25 protein-coding genes and 1 pseudogene are annotated in these 19,889 nt (G+C 41.1%); 21 read left to right on the top strand and 5 right to left on the bottom strand.

Features of this window, described 5'->3' with window-relative positions:
* Positions 1 to 58 precede the first annotated feature (58 nt).
* From ICN48_RS11715 to ICN48_RS11705, 3 genes are all read left to right on the top strand, one after another.
* Positions 59 to 385, top strand: a complete 327-nt coding sequence (locus ICN48_RS11715; protein WP_216153866.1) for a hypothetical protein — start codon at positions 59 to 61, stop codon at positions 383 to 385.
* 152 nt (positions 386 to 537) lie between these two features.
* Entirely contained in the window at positions 538 to 1,557 is a 1,020-nt protein-coding gene (locus tag ICN48_RS11710) for an alpha/beta fold hydrolase (RefSeq protein WP_216153865.1), read from the top strand.
* A 104-nt stretch (positions 1,558 to 1,661) separates the two neighbouring features.
* Complete coding sequence (locus tag ICN48_RS11705) at positions 1,662 to 1,838, top strand: hypothetical protein (RefSeq protein WP_216153864.1); 177 nt, start codon at positions 1,662 to 1,664, stop codon at positions 1,836 to 1,838.
* Between the two features lie 3 nt (positions 1,839 to 1,841).
* Here the strand turns inward: ICN48_RS11705 and ICN48_RS11700 are convergent, their stop codons facing one another.
* A complete protein-coding gene (locus ICN48_RS11700) occupies positions 1,842 to 2,021 on the bottom strand; it encodes a hypothetical protein (protein ID WP_216153863.1) in 180 nt (59 codons plus the stop codon).
* A 304-nt stretch (positions 2,022 to 2,325) separates the two neighbouring features.
* On the opposite strand from ICN48_RS11700, the gene ICN48_RS11695 reads away from it, so the two are divergent.
* The gene (locus ICN48_RS11695; RefSeq protein ID WP_216153862.1) at positions 2,326 to 2,568 is read left to right on the top strand and encodes a hypothetical protein; all 243 of its coding nucleotides are present in this window, start codon (positions 2,326 to 2,328) and stop codon (positions 2,566 to 2,568) included.
* On the top strand, positions 2,565 to 3,173 hold the full coding sequence (locus tag ICN48_RS11690) for an SRPBCC family protein (RefSeq protein WP_216153861.1): 609 nt from the start codon (positions 2,565 to 2,567) through the stop codon (positions 3,171 to 3,173). The genes ICN48_RS11695 and ICN48_RS11690 overlap by 4 nt, the downstream gene beginning before the upstream one ends.
* Before the next feature lies 1 nt (position 3,174).
* Here the strand turns inward: ICN48_RS11690 and asd are convergent, their stop codons facing one another.
* Positions 3,175 to 4,059: an archaetidylserine decarboxylase gene (asd, locus tag ICN48_RS11685; protein WP_216153860.1), complete on the bottom strand. Its 885-nt coding sequence runs from the start codon at positions 4,057 to 4,059 to the stop codon at positions 3,175 to 3,177.
* Between the two features lie 60 nt (positions 4,060 to 4,119).
* On the opposite strand from asd, the gene ICN48_RS11680 reads away from it, so the two are divergent.
* A complete protein-coding gene (locus ICN48_RS11680) occupies positions 4,120 to 5,802 on the top strand; it encodes an aminotransferase class III-fold pyridoxal phosphate-dependent enzyme (protein WP_216153859.1) in 1,683 nt (560 codons plus the stop codon).
* Here the strand turns inward: ICN48_RS11680 and ICN48_RS11675 are convergent.
* Positions 5,788 to 6,432 carry a hypothetical protein gene (locus ICN48_RS11675; RefSeq protein WP_216153858.1) on the bottom strand — a complete coding sequence of 215 codons (645 nt, stop codon included), beginning with the start codon at positions 6,430 to 6,432 and terminating at the stop codon, positions 5,788 to 5,790. The two genes, ICN48_RS11680 and ICN48_RS11675, sit on opposite strands and share 15 nt — an antisense overlap.
* Positions 6,433 to 6,577: 145 nt before the next feature.
* Here ICN48_RS11675 and ICN48_RS11670 point away from each other — a divergent pair, with 145 nt between their 5' ends.
* The 3 genes from ICN48_RS11670 to ICN48_RS11660 all read left to right on the top strand — a co-directional run bounded on the left by ICN48_RS11670 (position 6,578) and on the right by ICN48_RS11660 (position 10,324).
* Positions 6,578 to 7,819 (top strand): glycosyltransferase family 1 protein, encoded by a 1,242-nt coding sequence (locus ICN48_RS11670; protein ID WP_216153857.1) that lies wholly within the window; start codon positions 6,578 to 6,580, stop codon positions 7,817 to 7,819.
* Complete coding sequence (lplT, locus tag ICN48_RS11665) at positions 7,816 to 9,117, top strand: lysophospholipid transporter LplT (protein WP_216153856.1); 1,302 nt, start codon at positions 7,816 to 7,818, stop codon at positions 9,115 to 9,117. Before ICN48_RS11670 ends, lplT begins: the two co-directional genes overlap by 4 nt.
* Before the next feature lie 148 nt (positions 9,118 to 9,265).
* Positions 9,266 to 10,324, top strand: a complete 1,059-nt coding sequence (locus ICN48_RS11660) for a glycerophosphodiester phosphodiesterase family protein (RefSeq protein ID WP_255539558.1) — start codon at positions 9,266 to 9,268, stop codon at positions 10,322 to 10,324.
* A 251-nt stretch (positions 10,325 to 10,575) separates the two neighbouring features.
* On the opposite strand, the gene ICN48_RS14125 is transcribed toward ICN48_RS11660, so the two are convergent.
* Positions 10,576 to 11,418, bottom strand: a complete 843-nt coding sequence (locus ICN48_RS14125; protein ID WP_370624224.1) for an AraC family transcriptional regulator — start codon at positions 11,416 to 11,418, stop codon at positions 10,576 to 10,578.
* A gap of 108 nt (positions 11,419 to 11,526) precedes the next feature.
* Between ICN48_RS14125 and ICN48_RS11650 the strand changes: the two genes are divergently transcribed.
* Genes ICN48_RS11650 through ICN48_RS11595 form a run of 12 tightly spaced genes read left to right on the top strand, consistent with a single transcriptional unit; the run spans position 11,527 to position 19,417 of the window.
* The gene (locus tag ICN48_RS11650) at positions 11,527 to 12,063 is read left to right on the top strand and encodes a carboxymuconolactone decarboxylase family protein (RefSeq protein WP_216153853.1); all 537 of its coding nucleotides are present in this window, start codon (positions 11,527 to 11,529) and stop codon (positions 12,061 to 12,063) included.
* Positions 12,064 to 12,108: 45 nt separating this feature from the next.
* Positions 12,109 to 12,747, top strand: a complete 639-nt coding sequence (locus tag ICN48_RS11645) for a glutathione S-transferase family protein (protein ID WP_216153852.1) — start codon at positions 12,109 to 12,111, stop codon at positions 12,745 to 12,747.
* A gap of 9 nt (positions 12,748 to 12,756) precedes the next feature.
* A complete protein-coding gene (locus ICN48_RS11640) occupies positions 12,757 to 13,374 on the top strand; it encodes a flavin reductase family protein (RefSeq protein ID WP_216153851.1) in 618 nt (205 codons plus the stop codon).
* A 39-nt stretch (positions 13,375 to 13,413) separates the two neighbouring features.
* Complete coding sequence (locus tag ICN48_RS11635) at positions 13,414 to 14,082, top strand: SDR family NAD(P)-dependent oxidoreductase (RefSeq protein ID WP_216153850.1); 669 nt, start codon at positions 13,414 to 13,416, stop codon at positions 14,080 to 14,082.
* 22 nt (positions 14,083 to 14,104) lie between these two features.
* Entirely contained in the window at positions 14,105 to 14,788 is a 684-nt protein-coding gene (locus ICN48_RS11630; protein WP_216153849.1) for a haloacid dehalogenase type II, read from the top strand.
* Positions 14,789 to 14,809: 21 nt separating this feature from the next.
* The gene (locus ICN48_RS11625; RefSeq protein WP_216153848.1) at positions 14,810 to 15,493 is read left to right on the top strand and encodes a glutathione S-transferase family protein; all 684 of its coding nucleotides are present in this window, start codon (positions 14,810 to 14,812) and stop codon (positions 15,491 to 15,493) included.
* Between the two features lie 9 nt (positions 15,494 to 15,502).
* The gene (locus ICN48_RS11620; protein WP_216153847.1) at positions 15,503 to 16,201 is read left to right on the top strand and encodes a glutathione S-transferase N-terminal domain-containing protein; all 699 of its coding nucleotides are present in this window, start codon (positions 15,503 to 15,505) and stop codon (positions 16,199 to 16,201) included.
* 10 nt (positions 16,202 to 16,211) lie between these two features.
* Positions 16,212 to 16,808: a DedA family protein gene (locus ICN48_RS11615; protein ID WP_216153846.1), complete on the top strand. Its 597-nt coding sequence runs from the start codon at positions 16,212 to 16,214 to the stop codon at positions 16,806 to 16,808.
* 53 nt (positions 16,809 to 16,861) lie between these two features.
* Positions 16,862 to 17,911, top strand: a complete 1,050-nt coding sequence (locus ICN48_RS11610; protein ID WP_216153845.1) for an ATP-grasp domain-containing protein — start codon at positions 16,862 to 16,864, stop codon at positions 17,909 to 17,911.
* Positions 17,911 to 18,435, top strand: a complete 525-nt coding sequence (locus tag ICN48_RS11605) for a hypothetical protein (protein WP_216153844.1) — start codon at positions 17,911 to 17,913, stop codon at positions 18,433 to 18,435. Before ICN48_RS11610 ends, ICN48_RS11605 begins: the two co-directional genes overlap by 1 nt.
* Positions 18,435 to 18,908: a YHS domain-containing (seleno)protein gene (locus tag ICN48_RS11600; protein WP_216153843.1), complete on the top strand. Its 474-nt coding sequence runs from the start codon at positions 18,435 to 18,437 to the stop codon at positions 18,906 to 18,908. The genes ICN48_RS11605 and ICN48_RS11600 overlap by 1 nt, the downstream gene beginning before the upstream one ends.
* Positions 18,909 to 18,940: 32 nt before the next feature.
* Positions 18,941 to 19,417 carry a hypothetical protein gene (locus ICN48_RS11595; RefSeq protein WP_216153842.1) on the top strand — a complete coding sequence of 159 codons (477 nt, stop codon included), beginning with the start codon at positions 18,941 to 18,943 and terminating at the stop codon, positions 19,415 to 19,417.
* A gap of 353 nt (positions 19,418 to 19,770) precedes the next feature.
* Here ICN48_RS11595 and ICN48_RS11590 read toward each other — a convergent pair.
* Positions 19,771 to 19,889: pseudogene (locus ICN48_RS11590) on the bottom strand (IS30 family transposase); the annotation flags it as partial.

Here is a 19,889-nt window from a genome sequence, read left to right as displayed (position 1 = left end):
AGCGCATGCGCAGGATGATGCATACTAAATGGAGAATAAATTGATAATTAAAGACTTTATGAGTCGTAAACCACGCTTGAGCTTCTTTGCCATTTTCACAGCATGTATTGGTATTGGTCTTATCGTTACTCAAGTGCAGGCCAATATTGCAGAGCCTTCTGTGGCATCCAGAAATAATCCACATTACTTGCCAGATGAATTTAACCCAAAGCTACAAAGAATCGAAGATAAAATTCAGATGGTTAAGCTTGAGATAAAAGAGGCAATTAGGAAAGCAAACGGAGAGATTGCTCAAGATCCCGAGACAATCCATAGCATTGCATTTAAAGGAAAAACATCTAGTTCAAAGCCTACTTATGACTATACAACTGGCAGTTCAAACTAACTGATCCCATCCAAGTTGCATCTAAAAGCCGTCCAGGTGGCGGCTTTTTTACTTCATATTTTGGTGTAATTTAAGTAATTTTGTCATTAAGAATCTATACAGTAAGAAGATTGAAGGCTAATGAGCCACCAAATTCTTGGTGGGTAGAGTTGATGAAGAAAAAGATTTTTGATTTGTTGTTAGTAATTAAGGCGGAGGTAATTAAGTCGGCGCAGCCATCGTCTCGGCAGATTGCATCTGTAGCGACTGCGGATATTCAAGATTTTGAAATCGCAATATCTGAACCTGAGCTAACATTTGTGCCTCTTGAGGATAATCCAGCGCGAATGTTGGACGCTGAATCAGTTAGTTCTGCCCCAGAGACTCATTATTTTCAGATAGAAGATGATCGGCATCCTCGAAAAATTGCCTATACAGTTTCGGGGAATATGAATGCAGAAAACATTCTTATTTGCTTGCCGGGATTGCTAGAAACGAAGGCATCCTTTGCATCAATTCATGCCTACTTTTTAAGGTTTGAAAACTGTAAGGTCATTAGCATTGATTTTTCAGGGAGGGGGGAGTCTGACTACATTGATCAATATGGGGCCTACAAGATGTCTTTATACCTCTCGGATGTTGGTAAGTTAATTCAAGGCACTATTTTGACTGCAGCAAAGACGCATCAAAGACTCAGCATTTTTGGTACCAGTATGGGCGGTGTTTTAGCGATGTATCTTACAAAGATTTTTGATAAAAAAATTAACTCTATCGTTCTAAACGATATAGCATTAACAGTTAATTGGACTGCTTTATATACCCTCTATAAGTCTATGAAAAATGAGCTGGGCTTCAAAGAGGTTCGAGAGCTTGCCAAAGAGTTGAGTGTTGACGAAAAAGCAATCGCTGATGTACAACTTCCTGGACATTTTGATCTCTCATATCGTGCAGATGTGTGGGGCATGAATTTTCATGAAGCACTAGAGGGTTTTAAAGGTAAAGTTGGACTGGTCTATGGCGGGGAATCTAAGATATGCACTGAGCAACGTGTTCACGAGATCAAGGCGTTTATTCCTCGGTTAAATACCCTCAAGGTTCTAAATGCGGGACATCCAGTACCAGTTGACGATCTAGTATGTGACTTTGTACATTCGCAAATGGGTCTAAGACCTGTTAGCCGCCCTAAAATCTAGTGAACTAAAGCGTCGATTTAAGTGACGATTATTGATGTAGGTCAAGAATATGTCTAAAGACATAAACTAACCTTAATTATGTATTTTTTAGAAGAAACATCAATATGAGCGCATTAAAAGATGCTATCGAGAAATTAAGAGAAACTGGATCTATTGGACTGGAAGATTTTAGAAATCTCAAGATGAAAGATGTGGAAGTCCTCATTGATGAAATCCAATACTGGTGCCTGTATGGCAACGGCAAACCCGAGAAGTTGGGTAAGAAACATAAAGAACATTAAAGCCTAATCTTCCGAATCTTCACTGCTGTCATGAACCCTGTATTCCACTTTAATTTTCTTAAGCACTGGATGCAAAAGGGAATTAGCATCCTTGGGAGATGAGTCAGTTAAACAGCAGTAGCCATAAAAGGGAATAGGCTCTTTTTCAACAAGTTCGCGATCTTCAGTAGTGAAGGTGGTCATCAAAACTCTCCCTAAATAAATTAGAAGTGGTTACCTATGGGCTGTTAGAGCAAGCTGAGGAGACCGGAAAGGAGCAGAATTGCTCTTCATTTCCCATAAGTAGCCTTTATTCTTGATGAATAAATGTGACAAATCTATCGTTCACTGAAATATTTTTTAGTAATTTTAAATAGTGAAATTGTCATATATGGGCTTGATATACAGGCCTCAATTATGACGAAAGTGGTTGCAATAATTCATATAAATGTCACATGAAAGATGGAGCATCTCATTTAAGTTCAATGCCAAATTGAAGGGGAGAAAAATGCTAGATCAAAACCTAAATGACCAGGTTATTAATTTAAGAAGAATGGCTGCAGAGCATTTTCAAAAAGCAGCATGGAATCAATTGTTGGCTTTAGATAATTACCAGAAGAATAATTTCATAGCGGCTGAACGTTTTGCCCAACTCTCTTTTGATGATCAAATGAATGGGGTAGAGTGCGCAGAGCTGGCCGATGCAGAGACACTTATATTTCTAGATCTCAATATTGAGGAAGAATATTGAGCATTAACAATGCATACCTCCAACTGGGTGGTTCTTTTGTGAGGCGAGCATTTCTTTTATGCTTGTTAATCAGTGGCCAATCTTGTTTTGCTATCACTGAGCTAGCTCCCTATGATTTGCAGGTATTAGTAGAAAAATTAGGCGCCAGCTTTAAGGTGCAAGCTAGCTACATAGCGCCAATTAGCCAGTGTGAGGCATATACCTTTTTGACAGATTATGAGGATGTAAAAACTATTCCAGGAATTGTCGAGTCCAAGGTGCGCAGAAGAAATGGTAATAGGGTTACTGTAGAAAGGCTCATTGAGGAGCGAGTACTATTGTTCCCCATTCAATTGCGGTCTGAAGTGGAGTTTACGGAACTACCAAATCAGGGTTTAAATTTTATTCAGATTAAAGGTAATAGCAAAGCCTATTCTGGGACATGGCGACTGCATACCAATGAGAAGGGTGTATTGGTGCGATATGCCAGCATCATCGAGCCAGATTCTGTAATTCCGAATGGGATCATAGAATACTTCATGAGAAATAATATTCGGAAGAGTTTCGAAATGATGGCTGAGGGGATGGAGCGCAGCCGCGACACTCTGAGTTTGGCATGTAGATAGCTTATCGTTCTAGCGAATATTCAAATAAAGCTTCACCCATACGAATGTTGTCCCCCAAATTTAAGCTTGGTAGCAAGCGATAATTTTTTGGAGCAAAAACAATAATAGTTGAGCCATGCTGAAACCAGCCTAATTCCTCTCCGCGAGTGACGGCAACGTCGCAGTCAATCTCATTGGGGCCTTTGTACTGTAGATGGAAGAGGAGATTAATGCAGTGCATGCGAATGCTGGCAACCAGAATGGCTGCGACAGGCACCAGCGTCAGAGTTGCGTTTTCAATTCCTTTACCTGGATGGTCTATTTCACATTCAATTACAGCTCTTTCATTCTTGCAAAAGAGTCGTTCAACTCGCTTTAGTGCAATCGGGTTGACATTCCAAGTATCACCAGAGATATAAGTGATTTTTCTGATTCGCATTGCCGTTGGAGCATGAAAGCGGTGGTACATGCTTGAAGTGAGTCGCAAGGTCACATATTCACACCCCTCATAACCCTGGGCCAATTTCTTGTTGGGTATCAGGTCTTCTAAGGCGTAAGGAAAGCCTTTGGCTTGAAAAATTTCACCATTGCTCACTGTGCCGAATGCGCCAATCAGAGCATCACACGGGCTCACTAGATGATTCAAGTCTTGATTGATTGGTCTTGCATTGGTCTTAAGTTCACGCGTAAAGCAGGCATGCATACTTTTAAAGTGTTGACTCTTAGCCTCCGATAGATCAAGTGCAGAAAAGAATTTCCAAACCTGTATGGAGACATAAGCAATGACTGGGTTTTCAATCTGACTAAACCAGCCAATAAAGCGAGTAAGCGTATTGCGGGGAATACGATTAGTCAAAAGAAAATTGAGGTCTTCTTGGGACAGAATGCTTTGGATGGTCTTTTTCATTGACATAATTTTGTCAAACAAATGAAGTAAAAGTGTCAAGAAAGAACAATTGGAGTATTTATGAATAGTTGGGTTGCATTAAGTATATTCGGAGCAGGGTTTGGAGTGTGGATTGTTCGGAAGGTCTATACAAGATTACAGCTATCTAAGGCTAAGCATCCCTCATTGGCTGGACACTCACGCATGGCAAAGAGAGTAGCCCGTTTAATTCCTTTTTACTCCTTTAATCGAGACTCTTTTTTTAAAGTTGATGGCGCTCCAGATAATATCGCCTCTTTAAGGGAGGCTGGTTTTATGCGCTTATCGCATATCTATCAGGAGCGTTTTGCAAAATCAGTTGCCCTGACAAATCAAGCGGCCAAAAATATATCGGATCTGCAATTTACGGGGAGGTATCGAGTACCCTTTCAATTTAGCCCTTTTGTTAGCGAGCATTTGAAATCTGGTAGCTTTATGCAGTCCTCATCTGGGGTTACCTTGACTGATTTAGATGGCAATATCTTTTATGACTTAACTGGGTCATATGGCGTCAATGTTCTCGGATATGACTTTTATAAAAAGGCCATTGAAGATGGAGCTAAACGTGTGTCTGAGCTGGGGCCTGTTTTGGGGTTTTACAACCCCATTGTTGCCGACAATGTAAAGCGTTTGACAGCCATTTCGGGATTAGATGAAATATCCTTTCATATGTCTGGTACAGAGGCTGTAATGCAGGCGGTACGGTTGGCACGTTACCATACAAAGCGTAGCCATGTGGTGCGTTTTAATGGTGCCTATCACGGTTGGTGGGAAGATGTTCAGCCTGGCATAGGCAATCCACTCCCTCCCAGGGAAACCTACACACTGAAGGAGATGGATCAAGATACCTTGCGGGTGCTGCGTAATCGAAAAAATATTGCCTGCGTATTGGTTAATCCACTGCAGGCTATGCATCCGAATAAAGGGGCGCCTGGCGATTCGTCTCTATTAGATAGCTCTCGTACTGCGCATTATGATCGCGCTGCCTATACCAAATGGCTCGAAGAATTAAGGGAAGTTTGCACAAAGAATGGAGTTGTTCTCATTTTTGATGAGGTATTCGTAGGATTTCGTTTGGCTCAGGGCGGCGCTCAAGAATACTTTGGCGTTCGGGCTGACATGGTGACATATGGTAAAACCTTAGGCGGTGGCTTGCCGATTGGCGTAGTGTGTGGACGAAGTGATTTGATGAAGCGGTTTAGAGAAGAAAAGCCAGCTGACATCTGTTTTGCGAGAGGAACATTTAACTCGCACCCCTATGTGATGGGAGCGATGCAAGTATTTTTAGAGCAACTTGAAACTCCAGCTATCAAAAAAATGTATGAAGATTTGGATGAAGTTTGGAATCGTCGCGCTAATCTCTTTAATGAAAAATTAATTTCATTGGATTTGCCAGTCAGGGTTGCGAATATGTCTAGTATTTGGACCGTCTATTTCACAGAGCCAAGTCGCTACAACTGGATGTTTCAGTACTACTTAAAAGAACAAGGCCTAGCGCTAAGCTGGATTGGTACAGGGAGATTTATCTTCAGTCTGAACTATAGCGATGCAGACATGTTAGCCGTTCTAGAGCGCTTTATTGCTGCAGCCCAATCCATGAAGCAGGATGCTTGGTGGTGGAATGGAAATGGGCTAAGCAATAAAGCGATTAAGCGTCAAATCATCAAAGAAATGCTATTTAGAAAAAATACTACCCAACATGCATCTACATTAGGAGTTGATTGAGCCCAGGTTTTCTTCGTTGAGCTCAAGGTGGTTCATAGGGTCGATGAGTTGTCCGCGCAATAAATACAAGGGTGCCGTCGCATAAATTTTTGCATCATGGAATGGGTCCGTGATAATTTTTGTCATCCATGCCAAGGCTGCCTCAACATCATGAATGAAAAAGAGGTGGAAAGTGCGGAAAAGTACGCCACCAACACCAAGCCAGAGCCATAAGAGACCGGTTTGTCGAATAAAGCCTTCGGTATTTGTGAAGGTATTAAAAGCGATAAATTTTTGCAGGAATACTGGATTGAAATACACCAATACTGGGATTGCCGCCCAAATGGATAAAAGAACAATTTTTCTATTGAGGTTGTAGCCCACTTTAATTTCTTCCTTGTACTCATGGGTGGCTTTATTAATCTCGTCATATCCTTTTGGTTCAAAAAAGAAATGGCCGCTTTGGCGAGTGGTCATTGCAACCAACCAAGCCAACAAAGAAGCTGCAATAGGATCGGTAAATAATAAAAAGTAGGCAGTTAAAAAGCTCAAAGCGCTAACAAAGTGTAGCGATTGATTGATACGGCTATGGTGATAATAACGATGATCATCCCAGCGCTGTTTTTTTAGGGTTTCAAGAAATTGAATCAATTTTGGATCCTCTGAATATTGAAGTGTTACATTACAAAAATATGAATATGACCATATTTACAATTTATTTGTGACAACTTTAAGACATATAAAAAAGATCCCATTGTCATAAAACTGTTATTTTCTTCGAGAATACTCAGAGCCAATGACATCAAATACTTTGGGAGAAAATAGTGACTTAAAGCCGAATGTATCGGTGAAAGTTGCTATTGTTACGGAAACATATCCTCCAGAGGTTAATGGAGTAGCTAGCACGATTGCTCGATTCATTAAGGGTCTTGAGGAGATGGGGCATGACATCACACTCATCCGGCCTCGCCAGGGATTAAAAGACAAGCCTAAAAAAGAATCTCATTTCAAAGAACTGCTGACACTGGGAATGCCTATACCGGGTTACAGCTCTCTAAGGATGGGTCTACCTCAAAAAAATATGCTACTTAAGCAATGGGCAGCTGATAGGCCTAGTCTTGTCCATATAGTTACCGAAGGTCCCCTCGGTTGGTCAGCACTAGAGGCAGCTAAAAAATTAAATATTCCGATTTGTTCAGATTTCCGAACAAATTTCGATGCGTATTCAACCCACTATGGAATGAGCTTCCTAAAAAACCTGATTCAAAGGTATCTTCGTTACTTTCATAACAATAGTAACTTCACAATGGTGCCAACTCAGGAACTCAAAAATCAGTTACTCAGCAATGGATTTGAGAGGCTCAAAGTACTGGCTCGAGGAGTGGATACTGAATTATTTAATCCATCAAAGCGTTGTCAAGAATTACGAAATCATTGGGGAATCAAGGACCATGAAAAAGTGGTCTTATGTGTCGGTAGACTTGCTTCAGAGAAAAATTTACAAGTCACTGTAGAAACATTTAAAGCAATGTCACAAGTTAATCCAAATCTGAAAATGGTATGGGTTGGCGATGGACCTGAAAAAGGGTCCTTAAAGTTAAGCTGCCCTGATAGCATCTTTACTGGGGTTCAGAGGGGTGAATCGCTTGCAAGCCATTATGCTAGTGGTGATATCTTTTTATTTTCTAGCCTAAGCGAAACATTTGGCAACGTAACAATCGAGGCAATGGCTAGTGGGCTAGCTGTTTTGGCGTATGACTATGCAGCAGCTAGGCAATTTATAGATCATGGTATCAATGGATTTTTAGCCAGCCCAAATGAGGCCAACTCATTCGTTGCAGCAGGCCTCGAGTTAATAAAAGATGATGTTAATTTAGAAAATTTGAGAGCCCATGCAAGGCAAACAACCCTGGAAATTTCATGGGATCAAGTTACTAAAAAATTAGAAAACAATTATCACGATTTAATACTAAATTCCCATTCAACAGATAAGCTGGCATCATCGCCTGTTTTAAGAGAAATTTTTATTAAGCAATGAATCGTATTTTCTATACGATAGCTTTCTCACAGTTTTTATCATCACTAGCAGACAACGCATTACTCATAGTATCCATTGCTCTTTTATTTTCAATGCAAGAGCCGGATTGGGTATCCCCTTTACTCAAGATTTCTTTTGTAATGCCTTATGTTCTTTTTGCTCCATTTGTAGGTGCTTTTGCAGACTCAAGGCCTAAAGGTCAGGTGATGTTGATTTCTAACGTGCTAAAAGCTTGTGGCTGCGGCCTCATGCTTTTTGGGATACATCCATTATTGGGGTATGGCATCGTTGGTATAGGTGCCGCCTTATATGCGCCAGCAAAATATGGAATTTTGACTGAGCTACTACCATCAGATAAGTTGGTAGCTGCAAATGGATGGATGGAAGGCCTCATCATTGGTTCAATTATTTTTGGAACCTTATTGGGAGGATTTCTAATTAGTGATTTTCTGCATGATTATTTCCAACTGGTTAATCTAGATTTCATAAGAGGTGATATTTCAAGCTCTGCAGCAATGGCTATTTATTTGATTTCAGCCATTTATACTTCGGCTGCTTTACTAAATGTACCCTTATTAAAGGTAGGATTTAGCTATCAAAAGTTGAACCTACATTATGGTAATTTAGTACGGGATTTTTCTACTTGTTTTGTGAGCCTATGGCGAGATCGGCTAGGTAAACTTTCCCTAACAGTGACTACCTTATTCTGGGGGGCTGGAGCAACCCTTCAATTCCTAATGTTGAAATGGGCTGAATATGCCTTACATATGAATCTCTCTGAGAGTGCTGCTTTACAAGCCGTTTCTGCAATCGGGGTTGCAGCAGGGGCTGTATATGCGGCATGTAAAGTCTCTCTGAAGAATTCTGCTAACGTATTGCCTTACGGCGCACTGATGGGCTTAGTAGTCTGTTTAATGGGTGTGTATAACGATGGGCTTTTACCGCCAATCGTCCTCTTTCAAGTACAGTCAATCCAATTAAGCCTGAATGATTTGCCCGCTTATTTTTTATTAATCCTGTTAGGCTGGTTATCAGGTTATTTTGTAGTTCCAATGAATGCATTATTGCAACACCGAGGTCATTCACTGATGGCAACTGGCCAATCTATCGCCGTTCAGGGTTTTAGTGAGAACTTAGCAGTGTTGTTTATGCTCCTCGTCTACTCTATTCTCTTGTCGATAAACATCAGCTTGCCGCTCATCATTATTGGTTTTGGTGGAACTGTCTTTTTGGCTATGACGCTGATCATGTATCAGTATTTTGGGTCAAAAAATAGCGCTCTAAATGCGATTTCCTAAAAAATTAAGCCCTTTACTTGTAGCAACCATACTTTTAACCAGTATGTCGGGATTTGCACAAGAAATTCAGTTCGGGGTAAGGCCATATTTTCTAATTGATGCTATGAAAGAGGGTCCCTTAAAAAGTAAGTTAAGAAGTTGTGCTGGGATGACCCCTCGTCAATCTTTATTTTCAATTGCCCACCGTGGCGCTCCTTTGGAGTTTCCCGAGCATACAGTTCAGTCAAATAAGGCTGCGGCATTGATGGGAGCCGGTATTTTTGAATGCGACGTTACTTTTACTAAAGATAAGCAATTAGTTTGTCGACATGCGCAAAATGATTTACAGGGAACAACGAATATTTTGCTAACAAGCTTGCAGGAAAAGTGTGCAAAACCATTTATTCCGGCCAATGGTATAAAACCTGCGTTAGCGGAGTGCCGGACAACTGATATCACTCTAGGCGAATTTAAAACCCTGCGTGGCAAGATGGATGGGTTTAATAAAAACGCTAAGGATATTCAGTCCTATATGGCAGGAACACCATCTTGGAGAACCGAACTATATTCCGACGCTGGGGGTACTTTATTAACACATCAGGAATCTATAGCTTTATTTAAACAATTTGGCGGTAAATTTACTCCTGAACTCAAAGAGGCAGTAGTGCCCATGCCTTATTTAGGCCTTACCCAAGAGCAATATGCACAAGCACTTATTGATGAATATAAGCAGGCCGGGGTTTCTCCTGATGACGTTTTTCCACAATCGTTTAATTTAAATGATGTGATGTACTGGATTCAAAATGAACCAGAGTTTGGAAAGCAGGCAATTTATTTGGATGGTAGATATGAGCAGAATGGGTTCAATGCTACTAAGCCTGAATTGTTAAAGCCAACCATGCAAGAGCTTTATGCAAAAGGGGTGCGTTATATTGCTCCTCCTATATGGGTCTTATTGACAACGAATAGCATTGGAGAAATTATTCCATCGCCTTATGCAAAGGCAGCAAAAGATGCGGGATTGAATATCATCACATGGTCATTGGAGCGTGATGGCCCTATGAATAAGGGGGGAGGTTGGTATCACCAATCCATAAAATCAGCCATTTACTCCGACGGCCAAATTTACGAGGTTTTAGACGTACTAGCTAGGCAAGTTGGAGTTAAGGGAGTATTTTCAGACTGGCCTGCAACAGTTACTTACTATGCTAACTGTATGGGGCTTTAGTAAAAGAACTACTTTGGAGTAAGAAGGTGTTAGATGGTTGCTCCAAAAAATCCTTTGGTTTTCGAAACCAAAGACTGATAGAGATCTTCTATTAAATCCATGAATTGCTTATCCATTTACTTGCACATCTACACTAACCACCCGCAGAACCTGTATTGCTAGGAGTCTACACTGGATGTCTACCTTCATAAGTGCTTGTAACGCTTCTTAGTAAGTAATCACTTCGACTTAGCTCCCCGATATTCTGTAATCTAGTTTGTTATCTCATTACTTGGTTGAGCTTGCATCACTAGCCATTCTTTTGGTGTAAGGCCTTGGCGTTGCTGAAAGCTTCTTGCAAATGAGGTGGTAGAGGAATATCCCAAGTTTTTATGTAGAGTTTTGATTGGTTTCCCATCTAAAAGATACTTGGTAGCCAGGTTTATGCGCCACTCTGTTAGATAGTTCATTGGCGGAACACCTACTTTTTCTTTGAAGTACTCTGCAAATCTTGAGCGTGACATATTCGCTTCCCTTGCCAAAGTCTCTAATGACCAGTTTTGACTTGGATGCTCGTGAATAGCTTGAACGGCTTTTGAAATCTTTGGGTCTGCCAAACCTGAGATCGCACTATTCTCGATCAAGTTTTCCTGAATGGCATAGCGATACATCCTGATGACCAAGTAGTCCATCAAATGGTTGAGAGCCTCTGTTTTCCCGCAGCGATTATCAAATGCCTCAAAGTAGAGTAGTTCGAGCAGCTTATTAAACTCTGCCATTTGAGATAGTGGTATGACCAGGCAGTCTGGTAAGCCTAGAGTAAGGGGATTATTTAATCCATTGCCAATAGCTACGGTTGCACAAACCATATCCACACCATCCTCATCAATTGATTTAAACGTATGTGGGGTTGGCCTGGAGAAAAAGACTAGGCTGGGTTCAGCTATGTCAATGGATCGATCGTTAAGGATGATTTCAAGAGGTGCTTTTTTAATAATATGGATGTGCCCTACATTTTCAGAAATATCAAAGGCATGCTGGCCACATAAAGTTCCATGTCCAAAGACTTTGGACTTAATTTGAAAGTTACCAAGAAGGGCTGAGAGTCGATCTATTTGGGACTAATTGTATTAATAATTGGATTTTAAATTACTATTAATACCATATTATAGAAATTGGCAAAACAGTGCAACTGATATTTGCCAACCCAACTAGGAATACAAATGAAAGCAATACAAGTACCAACGTATGAACAAGTTAGTGAGCCTAATAAAGCTATATTTGATCAACTAAAGAAGGGCTTATCTTTTGTTCCAAATCTATATGCCACTTTTGCTCATTCAGAAACAGCGCTAGGTACTTATCTAGCTTTGCAGAATGCAAAGAGTTCTTTATCTTCAAAAGATCGCGAAGTCATTAATTTAATTGTTAGTCAGGTCAATGATTGCGAATATTGTTTAGCCGCCCATACGGCCCTAGGTAAGATGGTCGGGTTCACTCCTGAAGAAATTATGGAGTTACGTAAGGGAACTGCTTCATTTAATCCAAAACTAGATGCTCTAGCCAAGTTGGTAAAAAGCATTACTGTTGAGCGCGGCCATCCGAATCAAGCGCTAGTTCAAGCTTTCTTTGATGCTGGATGGACTGAAGCGAATTTAGTGGATGCTATTGTTGTCATTGGCGACAAGATTATTAGCAATTATTTGCACGGTACAACTAAAGTGCCGGTAGATTTTCCAGCATCGCCAGCATTAGTTTAATTTGAATCTACCCCTTAAGAGGGTAGCAACAGCGCAGGAGATCTTATGTTGAAGTTGTATGCGTTTGCCACACCAAACAATCTTAAGCCAGTCATCATGATGGAAGAACTTGGGTTGGAGTATGAATTACATTCAGTCAATATTCGTCAAGGCGAACAAAAGGCTGATGCGTTTCAAAAGCTCAATCCCAATGCCAAGGTTCCTGTGCTTGTTGATCCTGAGGGCAGAAGTAAAGAATTTGTATTAACAGAGTCGGCCGCAATCTTGGTGTACTTGGCAGAGAAGTATGGCAAGTTTATGCCGGCAACTGTTGAAGAAAAGGCTCGTGTATTTGAGCAACTGTTCTTTCATGCTGCTGGCATAAGTCCTGCTTTTGGTAATTCAGGCTTCTTTCAGAAATTAGCTTCTGAAAAAGTTCCCATGGCAATTGATCGCTTTCATGCAGAGGCTAAACGCTTAACTGGATTGTTAGATACTATTTTGGCAAACAAAGAATATGTTGCTGGTAATGAATATACGATTGCTGATATGGCTCACTTTGGCTGGATGTGGCGCAGTACCTTTGCTGGCATTGACTTAGCGGATTATCCAAATGTAAAGCGATGGTACGATCAGGTTGCTAGTCGCCCAGCAGTCAAGGTAGCAATTTCAAAATTAGAGGCTTTAGTGCCTCCAACCACTTAAGGAATTGTGATGACGGATATGTATTCATATGAGCCGAAAAACGGGCATGGCTTACCGCATGATCCATTTAATGCCATCGTTGGTCCAAGGCCGATTGGATGGATCTCAACACAAAGTAAGGCTGGGGTTATTAACTTAGCCCCCTATAGTTTTTTCAATGCCTTTAACTATGTCCCGCCAATTATTGGTTTTTCTAGTGTTGGCTATAAAGACACTTTAAGAAATATTGAAGAGACTGGTGAGTTTGTATGGAACTTAGTCACATCCGATTTAGTAGATGTTATGAATCAATCATGCGCCCCATATCCGCCTGAGGTTAGTGAGTTTGAGGCCACAGGACTTGAGCAAGCGAAATCAACATTGGTCATCCCCCCAAGGGTTGCTAAAGCGAAGGTTGCGTTTGAGTGTAAATGTACCGAGATCATTCAGCTCAAAGGTATTTCAGGTGAAAAGGCGCAGACATGGTTGGTGCTTGGTGAAGTTGTAGAAATTCATATTGCTAAGTCTTTATTAAAAGAAGGAATCTACGAAACCTCAGAGGCTGGTCATGTCCTTAGGGGCGGCGGCCCAGGCGACTACTTCACTATTAGCAAAGAACAACTCTTTAAGCTGTATAGACCACAATAATTATTAAATGACCTACAAATACTAAGTGAGCCGATAAATATGAATAAAGTAGCTTTGATCATTGGAGCGGGGCCTGGTATCAGCGCTGCCTTTGCTAGAGAGCTCGTGGCTGCGGGCTATACCGTTGCATTGGCATCGCGAGATATGGAAAAGCTCAAGCCTTTAGCTGAGTCTATCGGCGCATATGCATTTAAGGTCGATGCCAACTCTATAGAAGATATTCAAAAGCTATTTTATTTTGTGGAGAACGCTTGGGGTGAGCCAGAGCTTGTTTTATACAACCCTAGTGCAAGGGTTAAAGGCGATATTCTTTCCTTGAATCCCAATAAAGTATCAGAGGCTGTCCATACAACAGCGATTGGCGCCTTTACTGCAGCTCAAGAGGCTGCCAAGAGAATGATCCCCAGAAATCATGGAGCGATCTTCTTTACTGGTGCTACCGCTAGCGTTAAGGGGTTTGCGAATTCATCTGGATTTGCGATGGGAAAGTTTGCCGTCCGAGGATTGGCTCAATGCTTAGCAAGAGAGCTAGCCCCACAAGGCATTCATGTGGCTCACTTTGTCATTGATGGTTCTGTAAAGGCTGATCCTGCGAACGATGCAATGACGGCAGATGCAATTGCTAAAACCTATATGGCGATATTGAATCAACCTAAAGCTGCCTGGACTTGGGAAATTGAATTGCGTAGTAAGGATGAACATTTCTAAAACAAGAAATATTGGAGACTAAATGTATAAACTCGTAGCCTTTGATGCCTATGGAACATTGTTTGACGTGTATTCCATGGGTCAGCTGGCAGAAGAATTATTTCCGGGGCATGGCCAGCCTTTTGCTTTGATGTGGCGCGATCGTCAAATTGAATACACCCGCCTGGTAACTATGAGTGATCCCAATCCCAATGGTAGTAAGCACTACCTACCATTTTGGGAGCTAACCATTCGATCGCTTCGATATGTGTGTAAACGAATGGACTTAAATCTAACCCCCGATTACGAGAAGCGACTGATGGATCAGTATGCCAAGCTTACTAGTTTTGACGATAGCCTAAATGTGCTCAAGACAATTAAGCAAAAAGGTATCTCTACCGCGATTCTTTCTAATGGCAGTAGAGAGATGTTGGCCACGGTAGTGGAGAGTAATGGCTTGAAGCCATACTTAGATAAGGTGGTCACTATTGAAGATGTGCGCCTATTTAAAACTGCGCCCCAAGCATATGAGCTTTTATTAAAAGCATTTCCGGTCAAGAAAGAGGAGATTCTGTTTGTTTCAAGTAATGCTTGGGATGCTCTAGCGGCCAAGTGGTATGGCTTTGATGTCTTTTGGGTAAATCGACTTGGGCACCCATTTGAAGAAATTGGCGAAAAGCCAAACTATGAAGGTACTTCATTAACCAAAGTTTTAGAAGTCATTTAATCAGGAAGTTAGGAAAAAATTATGCTCAAACTATATTTTCACCCATCACCAAATCCAATCAAAGTAGCCCTCTATTTAGAGGAGACTAATACACCTTATGAGATTGTTGTAACTGATACCCGTAAGGGCGATCAGCACAAACCAGAATTTAGAGCAATCAATCCCAATGGTAAAACGCCAGCTTTGGTCGATGGCGATATTCATGTTTTTGATAGCACAGCGATCATGCTGTATTTGGGTGAGAAGATTGGTAAGTTCATGCCAGCTAAAACACCTGAAGCGCACGCCGAGTTTTATTCATGGCTCATGTTTCTCGCAACAGGAATTGGCCCTTACTGTGGACAGTTGGTCCACTTTAAGCACTTCGCACCAGAGCCTAAGGAGTATGCAGTAAATCGCTATGACTTTGAGGCATGGCGTCATTGGGAGATCTTAGAGGCGCGTTTATCTAAACAACCCTACATGTTGAATGAATACGGGATCTTAGATATGTCTGTATGGGCATGGGCAAGAATGATCCCCTTTTTCTTGGGTGAAGGCGCTTGGGAAAAATTACCAAGTATTAAGCGTCTATTGGATGAAATTAACGCTAAGCCAAGTGCCCAGGCTGTTGAGGCGATTAAGACCAAGTTCACTTTCAAAACAGAGGTCGATGAGGAATCAAGAAAGAACCTTTTCCCAAGCAACGAACGACTCAAGAAATAAGGCAAAGACATGATTGATCTGTACTACTGGACTACGCCTAATGGGCATAAGATTACGATGTTTTTGGAAGAGGCAAATGTGCCTTATGAGATTTTTCCAGTCAACATCAGCAAGGGCGAACAGTTTGAGCCTAGCTTTTTAGCGATTGCTCCCAACAATCGTATTCCAGCAATCGTAGATAAGGATCCAATCGATGGTGGCGCCCCTATTGCCATATTTGAATCAGGCGCTATTCTTTTGTATTTGGCAGATAAGCTCAAGCAATTTATTCCACAGGATCTAAGGGGTCGTAACTTAGCTCTTCAATGGCTCTTTTGGCAAATGGGTGGTTTGGGTCCGATGGCAGGACAGAATCATCACTTTGTTCAATATGCTCCTGAGAAGATTCAATACGCCATGGATCGCTATGTCAAAGAAACATCTCGTTTGTATGGAGTACTGAACAAACAGTTGTCAGATGGTAGGGACTTTATCGCTGGCGACTATTCGATTGCGGATATGGCTTGTTACCCATGGGTGGTTCCCCATGTTCGTCAGCAACAAAACATTAAAGAATTTCCATTTCTCTATGCTTGGTTTGAGAGAATCCGTTATAGACCAGCGACCCTCAAAGCTTATGAGTTAGCAAATACGATCAATACTGCTCCGACGGTTAGCGAAGAAGCAAAGAAACTATTGTTTGGACAGGACGCCAAGACGGTGAAGTGAAATATATCCAATGCCTATCTACGACATACTTGAAAAGAACTATGAGGCATTTACGCAGATGCCACACCACCCTGCATACTTAATGCTGGGTTTGGTACTCATTAGTTTTTTATTTGAGGATGTAGCAGTTGCAGCTGGGGTTGCTTTCTCTACCGCAGGATCTTTGCTTTGGAGTGAATCTTTTTTGGCAGTCTGGTTTGGAATTGCCATTGGCGATCTCTTGCTTTATGCCGCAGGATATTTTTCAAGGAGAATCCCATTTCTAAAGAGGCGTTTTGTCGATGGTATTGCAAATGACAATAGATTACTTGGTAAGCATAAGTTAGCTGGAACCATTTTTCTTGCTCGCGTGACTCCCGGCTTAAGGTTGATTAGCTATGTTTACTTAGGGCTAAAGCATGTCAATTTATGGACTTTTACCTTTTTAGTAATGTTTGCAGTATTAGTTTGGACCGCAAGCCTCTATTTGGGCAGCATCTATTTAGGTTCTGTAATCGCTGAAGCTTTACCAATACCTAAGACATTAGCAGTAGCTTTGCCTTTATTGATTCTTGCCTTGATCACGTTTATCTATCCATGGATCAAATCTCGGCGGAGAAAAACCTAATGCTTCAGATACTAAACAGACAAAACGTCAACAGAGAAAAAAGAAGTAACTCATTGAGTTACTTTGAATTTTGGCCTGCATGGTTTTTCTATTTACCTGTATATCTCTATGTTATCTATTTGATGATTCGCCACCGTAGCATCATGCTGCCAACAGCAGTCAATCCCAATTTAGCAGGTGGAAAGTTCGTAGGGGAATCGAAGGATGAGATCTTAAATACGGTCGCTCAATTTCTTCCGGAATATTCAGTTAAACATTGCCTTGTCAGAAATGCCTCAGAAATTGATGATGCGGAATTATTAAAGGTAGTTGAAGGCCAGTTAGCAGATAAAGACATCCAATATCCACTTGTTACGAAGCCTGATTTGGGTTGTCGTGGGGCTGGAGTGAACTTAATACATGACCGTCATGATCTGAATACGTATATTCAAGGATTCCCGCCGAATGAGGCTTTTATTTGCCAAGAATTTATTCCCTATGAAGCAGAGGCGGGAGTCTTCTACTGCAGAATGCCTTGGGAGAAGAACGGCAAGATCATTTCTCTCACGTTAAAGTCTTTTCCAAAAGTAATTGGGGATGGCAAACATACTATAAGAGAGCTCATTGCGATGGACCCAAGGGCCAGAGAGCTAACTCATATCTACTATCCGCGTCTTCAGAGCAAGCTCGATTTAATTCCTGCAGTATCAGAAAAAATAAGCTTGGTCTTTGCTGGAAATCACAGTAAAGGCGCAATCTTTCAAGATGGCAGGGATAACATTAACCAAACTTTGACAGAAACTTTTGATCAAATATCTAAAAGACTTCCTAATTTCTACTTTGGACGCTTTGATATTCGCTATCAGAATTTATCCACGCTTGAAAAAGGCTTAGATTTCAAAATTGTAGAGATTAATGGCGCGAGCTCAGAATCTACTCACATCTGGGATGCTAATTACAACCTTAAGGATGCCTACAGAGATTTATTTCACCAATTTCATCTCTTATTCATAATAGGGGAGTACAACCAAAAGCATGGGGTTAAAACCCAGTCTATAAAAGATTTTTATCAATCCTATTTGCTTGATAAAAAATTAAGCAAGCTCTATCCTAGAACACATTAATGAAGCCAATTTCTAAAGCTAACGAAAAGTTGGTTGGATATACGATATCCACCTTGCAGTCATTGGGTAAGTTAGCCAATTTTTTTAATCAAAATAATCAGGCCGACTATCACGTTCCGATCGGCAGTCATATTCGTCATATTATTGAACACTATGAGGCTTTAATTTTTAGACAGTTGCCTTCAGTAAATTATGATTTACGCCAGCGAGATCAGTTACTAGAGAAAAGCCCAGCTGAAGCACTTCTTAGAATTTCAAACTTGTGCAAAAAGTTACAAGAGATCAATTCAGTAGTAATAGAGGAATCCATTGAGGTAGCCTCCTCAGGTGGTTTGCTTGGAGAACTCCTCTTTTCGCATCAATCAAGCACGGCCCGGGAACTTTGTTTCTTAAATAGTCATGCAATCCATCATTTGGCGATTATTAAGCCATTTTGTAAACAGCATGACATACCTCTGGATGAGTATTTTGGCTTTGCTCCCTCAACCATTGCTTATCTTGAATCTCAAAAATTGGAGACCTAATGAAATCATTGCTTTATAAAATTGCGACTATTGGAATATTGCTCTTGTCTTTTCAGGCGAATGTATTTGCTGCGCCCCCTATTAATACTCTTAGCGGCGGCTTATTCGATCGGCAAACGGGTACTGCCATTCGGGGGTATGACCCTGTTGCTTACTTTACCGATAACAAGCCCGTTAAAGGTAAGGATGATTTCTCTACAGACTGGGATGGTGCAAAGTGGCTATTTGCCTCCAAGGCGAATCTAGATTTATTTAAAGCAAATCCGCAGAAATATGCACCACAGTACGGAGGCTATTGTGCCTATGGTGTAGCGGTAGATAATCTTGTAAGCATTGAGCCAGATAAATTTACCATCATCAATGGAAAGCTCTACTTAAACTACGATGCTGATGTCCAGAGTACATGGCGAAAAAGTCCTGAAAAGTACATCGCTGACGCTGATAAAAAATTCAATGTTTTACTCAAGAAGTAATACATTAATACTTAAACATAAAAGGAGTTGATATGAACTTTATTAAAAAAAACTGGGCTTGGATTCTGACAATTTATGTGTCATTTGTTTTTATTCAGTCTTTATTTTTCAAATTTACAGGTTCGGCTGAAACTGTTTATATCTTTGAGGGTAAGTTAGATCCATGGGCTGCCTCATTAGGCTTTCCAGGTTTGTTTGCACCAGGCGGTATTTTTTCAGCAAAAGTAGTAGGTTGTTTTGAGTTGATTGCCTCAACTCTATTAATTGTTGGAGCGTTTGTTTACAAGAAAAATCCTTGGGTTCAAATTGCGGGTGCCGTAATGGGCTTAGGCGTCATTAGCGGAGCGATCTTCTTTCACCTTTTTACCCCCCTTGGTATTGCAGTAGTGAATACAGATGGTACAAGTGATGGTGGACAGTTGTTTACTTTGGCCTGCGGAGTTTGGATTGCGTGCGCTTGGTTGTTTCTAATCAATCGTAATGTTTGGTTGGCGCTCATTAAGAAGTAATGATGTTGAGCATTTAAGGGGGTACCTCTTAATAGTTTGTTAAATTCACTACACAAAACACTGCACACCGATAATGAGGCGTTGTAACCCCTTGAAATCCTAGTGGTTTTCTTTGGATATCTACTCTCATAATCCTTTGGTCCCAGGTTCAAGTCCTGGTGGGCCCACCAATGAAATCAACGACTTAGGGAGAAATTCCTAAGTCGTTTTTCTTTCTGTGCAACAAGGTGTGTAAGCAATCTCCACACATCTTCCGCTGCAACCCCAATAGATATATAGGTCTGCCATTAGAGCAACGAACTAATTGTTGCCCATGATTTGTAAGTGCTCAAGGACTGCTATCGGCCTTGGATTCAACCGGTCAACGCAACAGATTGGGCAAAACGTTCTGCCGGTGTTTGATAGTTTAGTGTCTTTCTAGGGCGCTCATTCAGTTTCCTAGCTATGGCATTAAGCTTAGCCTGTGAGTAAT

Source organism: Polynucleobacter sp. JS-Safj-400b-B2 (assembly GCF_018881975.1).
Taxonomy (GTDB): domain Bacteria; phylum Pseudomonadota; class Gammaproteobacteria; order Burkholderiales; family Burkholderiaceae; genus Polynucleobacter.
This window is presented reverse-complemented; position numbering and strand designations above follow the sequence as displayed.

What these genes read in the sequence shown, in the direction of transcription:
- ICN48_RS11715 (WP_216153866.1), top strand. Translation starts at nt 59, where the DNA reads ATGAGTCGTAAACCACGCTTGAGCTTCTTTGCCATTTTCACAGCATGT.
- ICN48_RS11710 (WP_216153865.1), top strand. Translation starts at nt 538, where the DNA reads ATGAAGAAAAAGATTTTTGATTTGTTGTTAGTAATTAAGGCGGAGGTA.
- ICN48_RS11705 (WP_216153864.1), top strand. Translation starts at nt 1,662, where the DNA reads ATGAGCGCATTAAAAGATGCTATCGAGAAATTAAGAGAAACTGGATCT.
- ICN48_RS11700 (WP_216153863.1), bottom strand. Translation starts at nt 2,021, where the DNA reads ATGACCACCTTCACTACTGAAGATCGCGAACTTGTTGAAAAAGAGCCT.
- ICN48_RS11695 (WP_216153862.1), top strand. Translation starts at nt 2,326, where the DNA reads ATGCTAGATCAAAACCTAAATGACCAGGTTATTAATTTAAGAAGAATG.
- asd (WP_216153860.1), bottom strand. Translation starts at nt 4,059, where the DNA reads ATGAAAAAGACCATCCAAAGCATTCTGTCCCAAGAAGACCTCAATTTT.
- ICN48_RS11680 (WP_216153859.1), top strand. Translation starts at nt 4,120, where the DNA reads ATGAATAGTTGGGTTGCATTAAGTATATTCGGAGCAGGGTTTGGAGTG.
- ICN48_RS11670 (WP_216153857.1), top strand. Translation starts at nt 6,578, where the DNA reads ATGACATCAAATACTTTGGGAGAAAATAGTGACTTAAAGCCGAATGTA.
- lplT (WP_216153856.1), top strand. Translation starts at nt 7,816, where the DNA reads ATGAATCGTATTTTCTATACGATAGCTTTCTCACAGTTTTTATCATCA.
- ICN48_RS11660 (WP_255539558.1), top strand. Translation starts at nt 9,266, where the DNA reads ATGACCCCTCGTCAATCTTTATTTTCAATTGCCCACCGTGGCGCTCCT.
- ICN48_RS11650 (WP_216153853.1), top strand. Translation starts at nt 11,527, where the DNA reads ATGAAAGCAATACAAGTACCAACGTATGAACAAGTTAGTGAGCCTAAT.
- ICN48_RS11645 (WP_216153852.1), top strand. Translation starts at nt 12,109, where the DNA reads ATGTTGAAGTTGTATGCGTTTGCCACACCAAACAATCTTAAGCCAGTC.
- ICN48_RS11640 (WP_216153851.1), top strand. Translation starts at nt 12,757, where the DNA reads ATGACGGATATGTATTCATATGAGCCGAAAAACGGGCATGGCTTACCG.
- ICN48_RS11635 (WP_216153850.1), top strand. Translation starts at nt 13,414, where the DNA reads ATGAATAAAGTAGCTTTGATCATTGGAGCGGGGCCTGGTATCAGCGCT.
- ICN48_RS11630 (WP_216153849.1), top strand. Translation starts at nt 14,105, where the DNA reads ATGTATAAACTCGTAGCCTTTGATGCCTATGGAACATTGTTTGACGTG.
- ICN48_RS11625 (WP_216153848.1), top strand. Translation starts at nt 14,810, where the DNA reads ATGCTCAAACTATATTTTCACCCATCACCAAATCCAATCAAAGTAGCC.
- ICN48_RS11620 (WP_216153847.1), top strand. Translation starts at nt 15,503, where the DNA reads ATGATTGATCTGTACTACTGGACTACGCCTAATGGGCATAAGATTACG.
- ICN48_RS11615 (WP_216153846.1), top strand. Translation starts at nt 16,212, where the DNA reads ATGCCTATCTACGACATACTTGAAAAGAACTATGAGGCATTTACGCAG.
- ICN48_RS11605 (WP_216153844.1), top strand. Translation starts at nt 17,911, where the DNA reads ATGAAGCCAATTTCTAAAGCTAACGAAAAGTTGGTTGGATATACGATA.
- ICN48_RS11600 (WP_216153843.1), top strand. Translation starts at nt 18,435, where the DNA reads ATGAAATCATTGCTTTATAAAATTGCGACTATTGGAATATTGCTCTTG.
- ICN48_RS11595 (WP_216153842.1), top strand. Translation starts at nt 18,941, where the DNA reads ATGAACTTTATTAAAAAAAACTGGGCTTGGATTCTGACAATTTATGTG.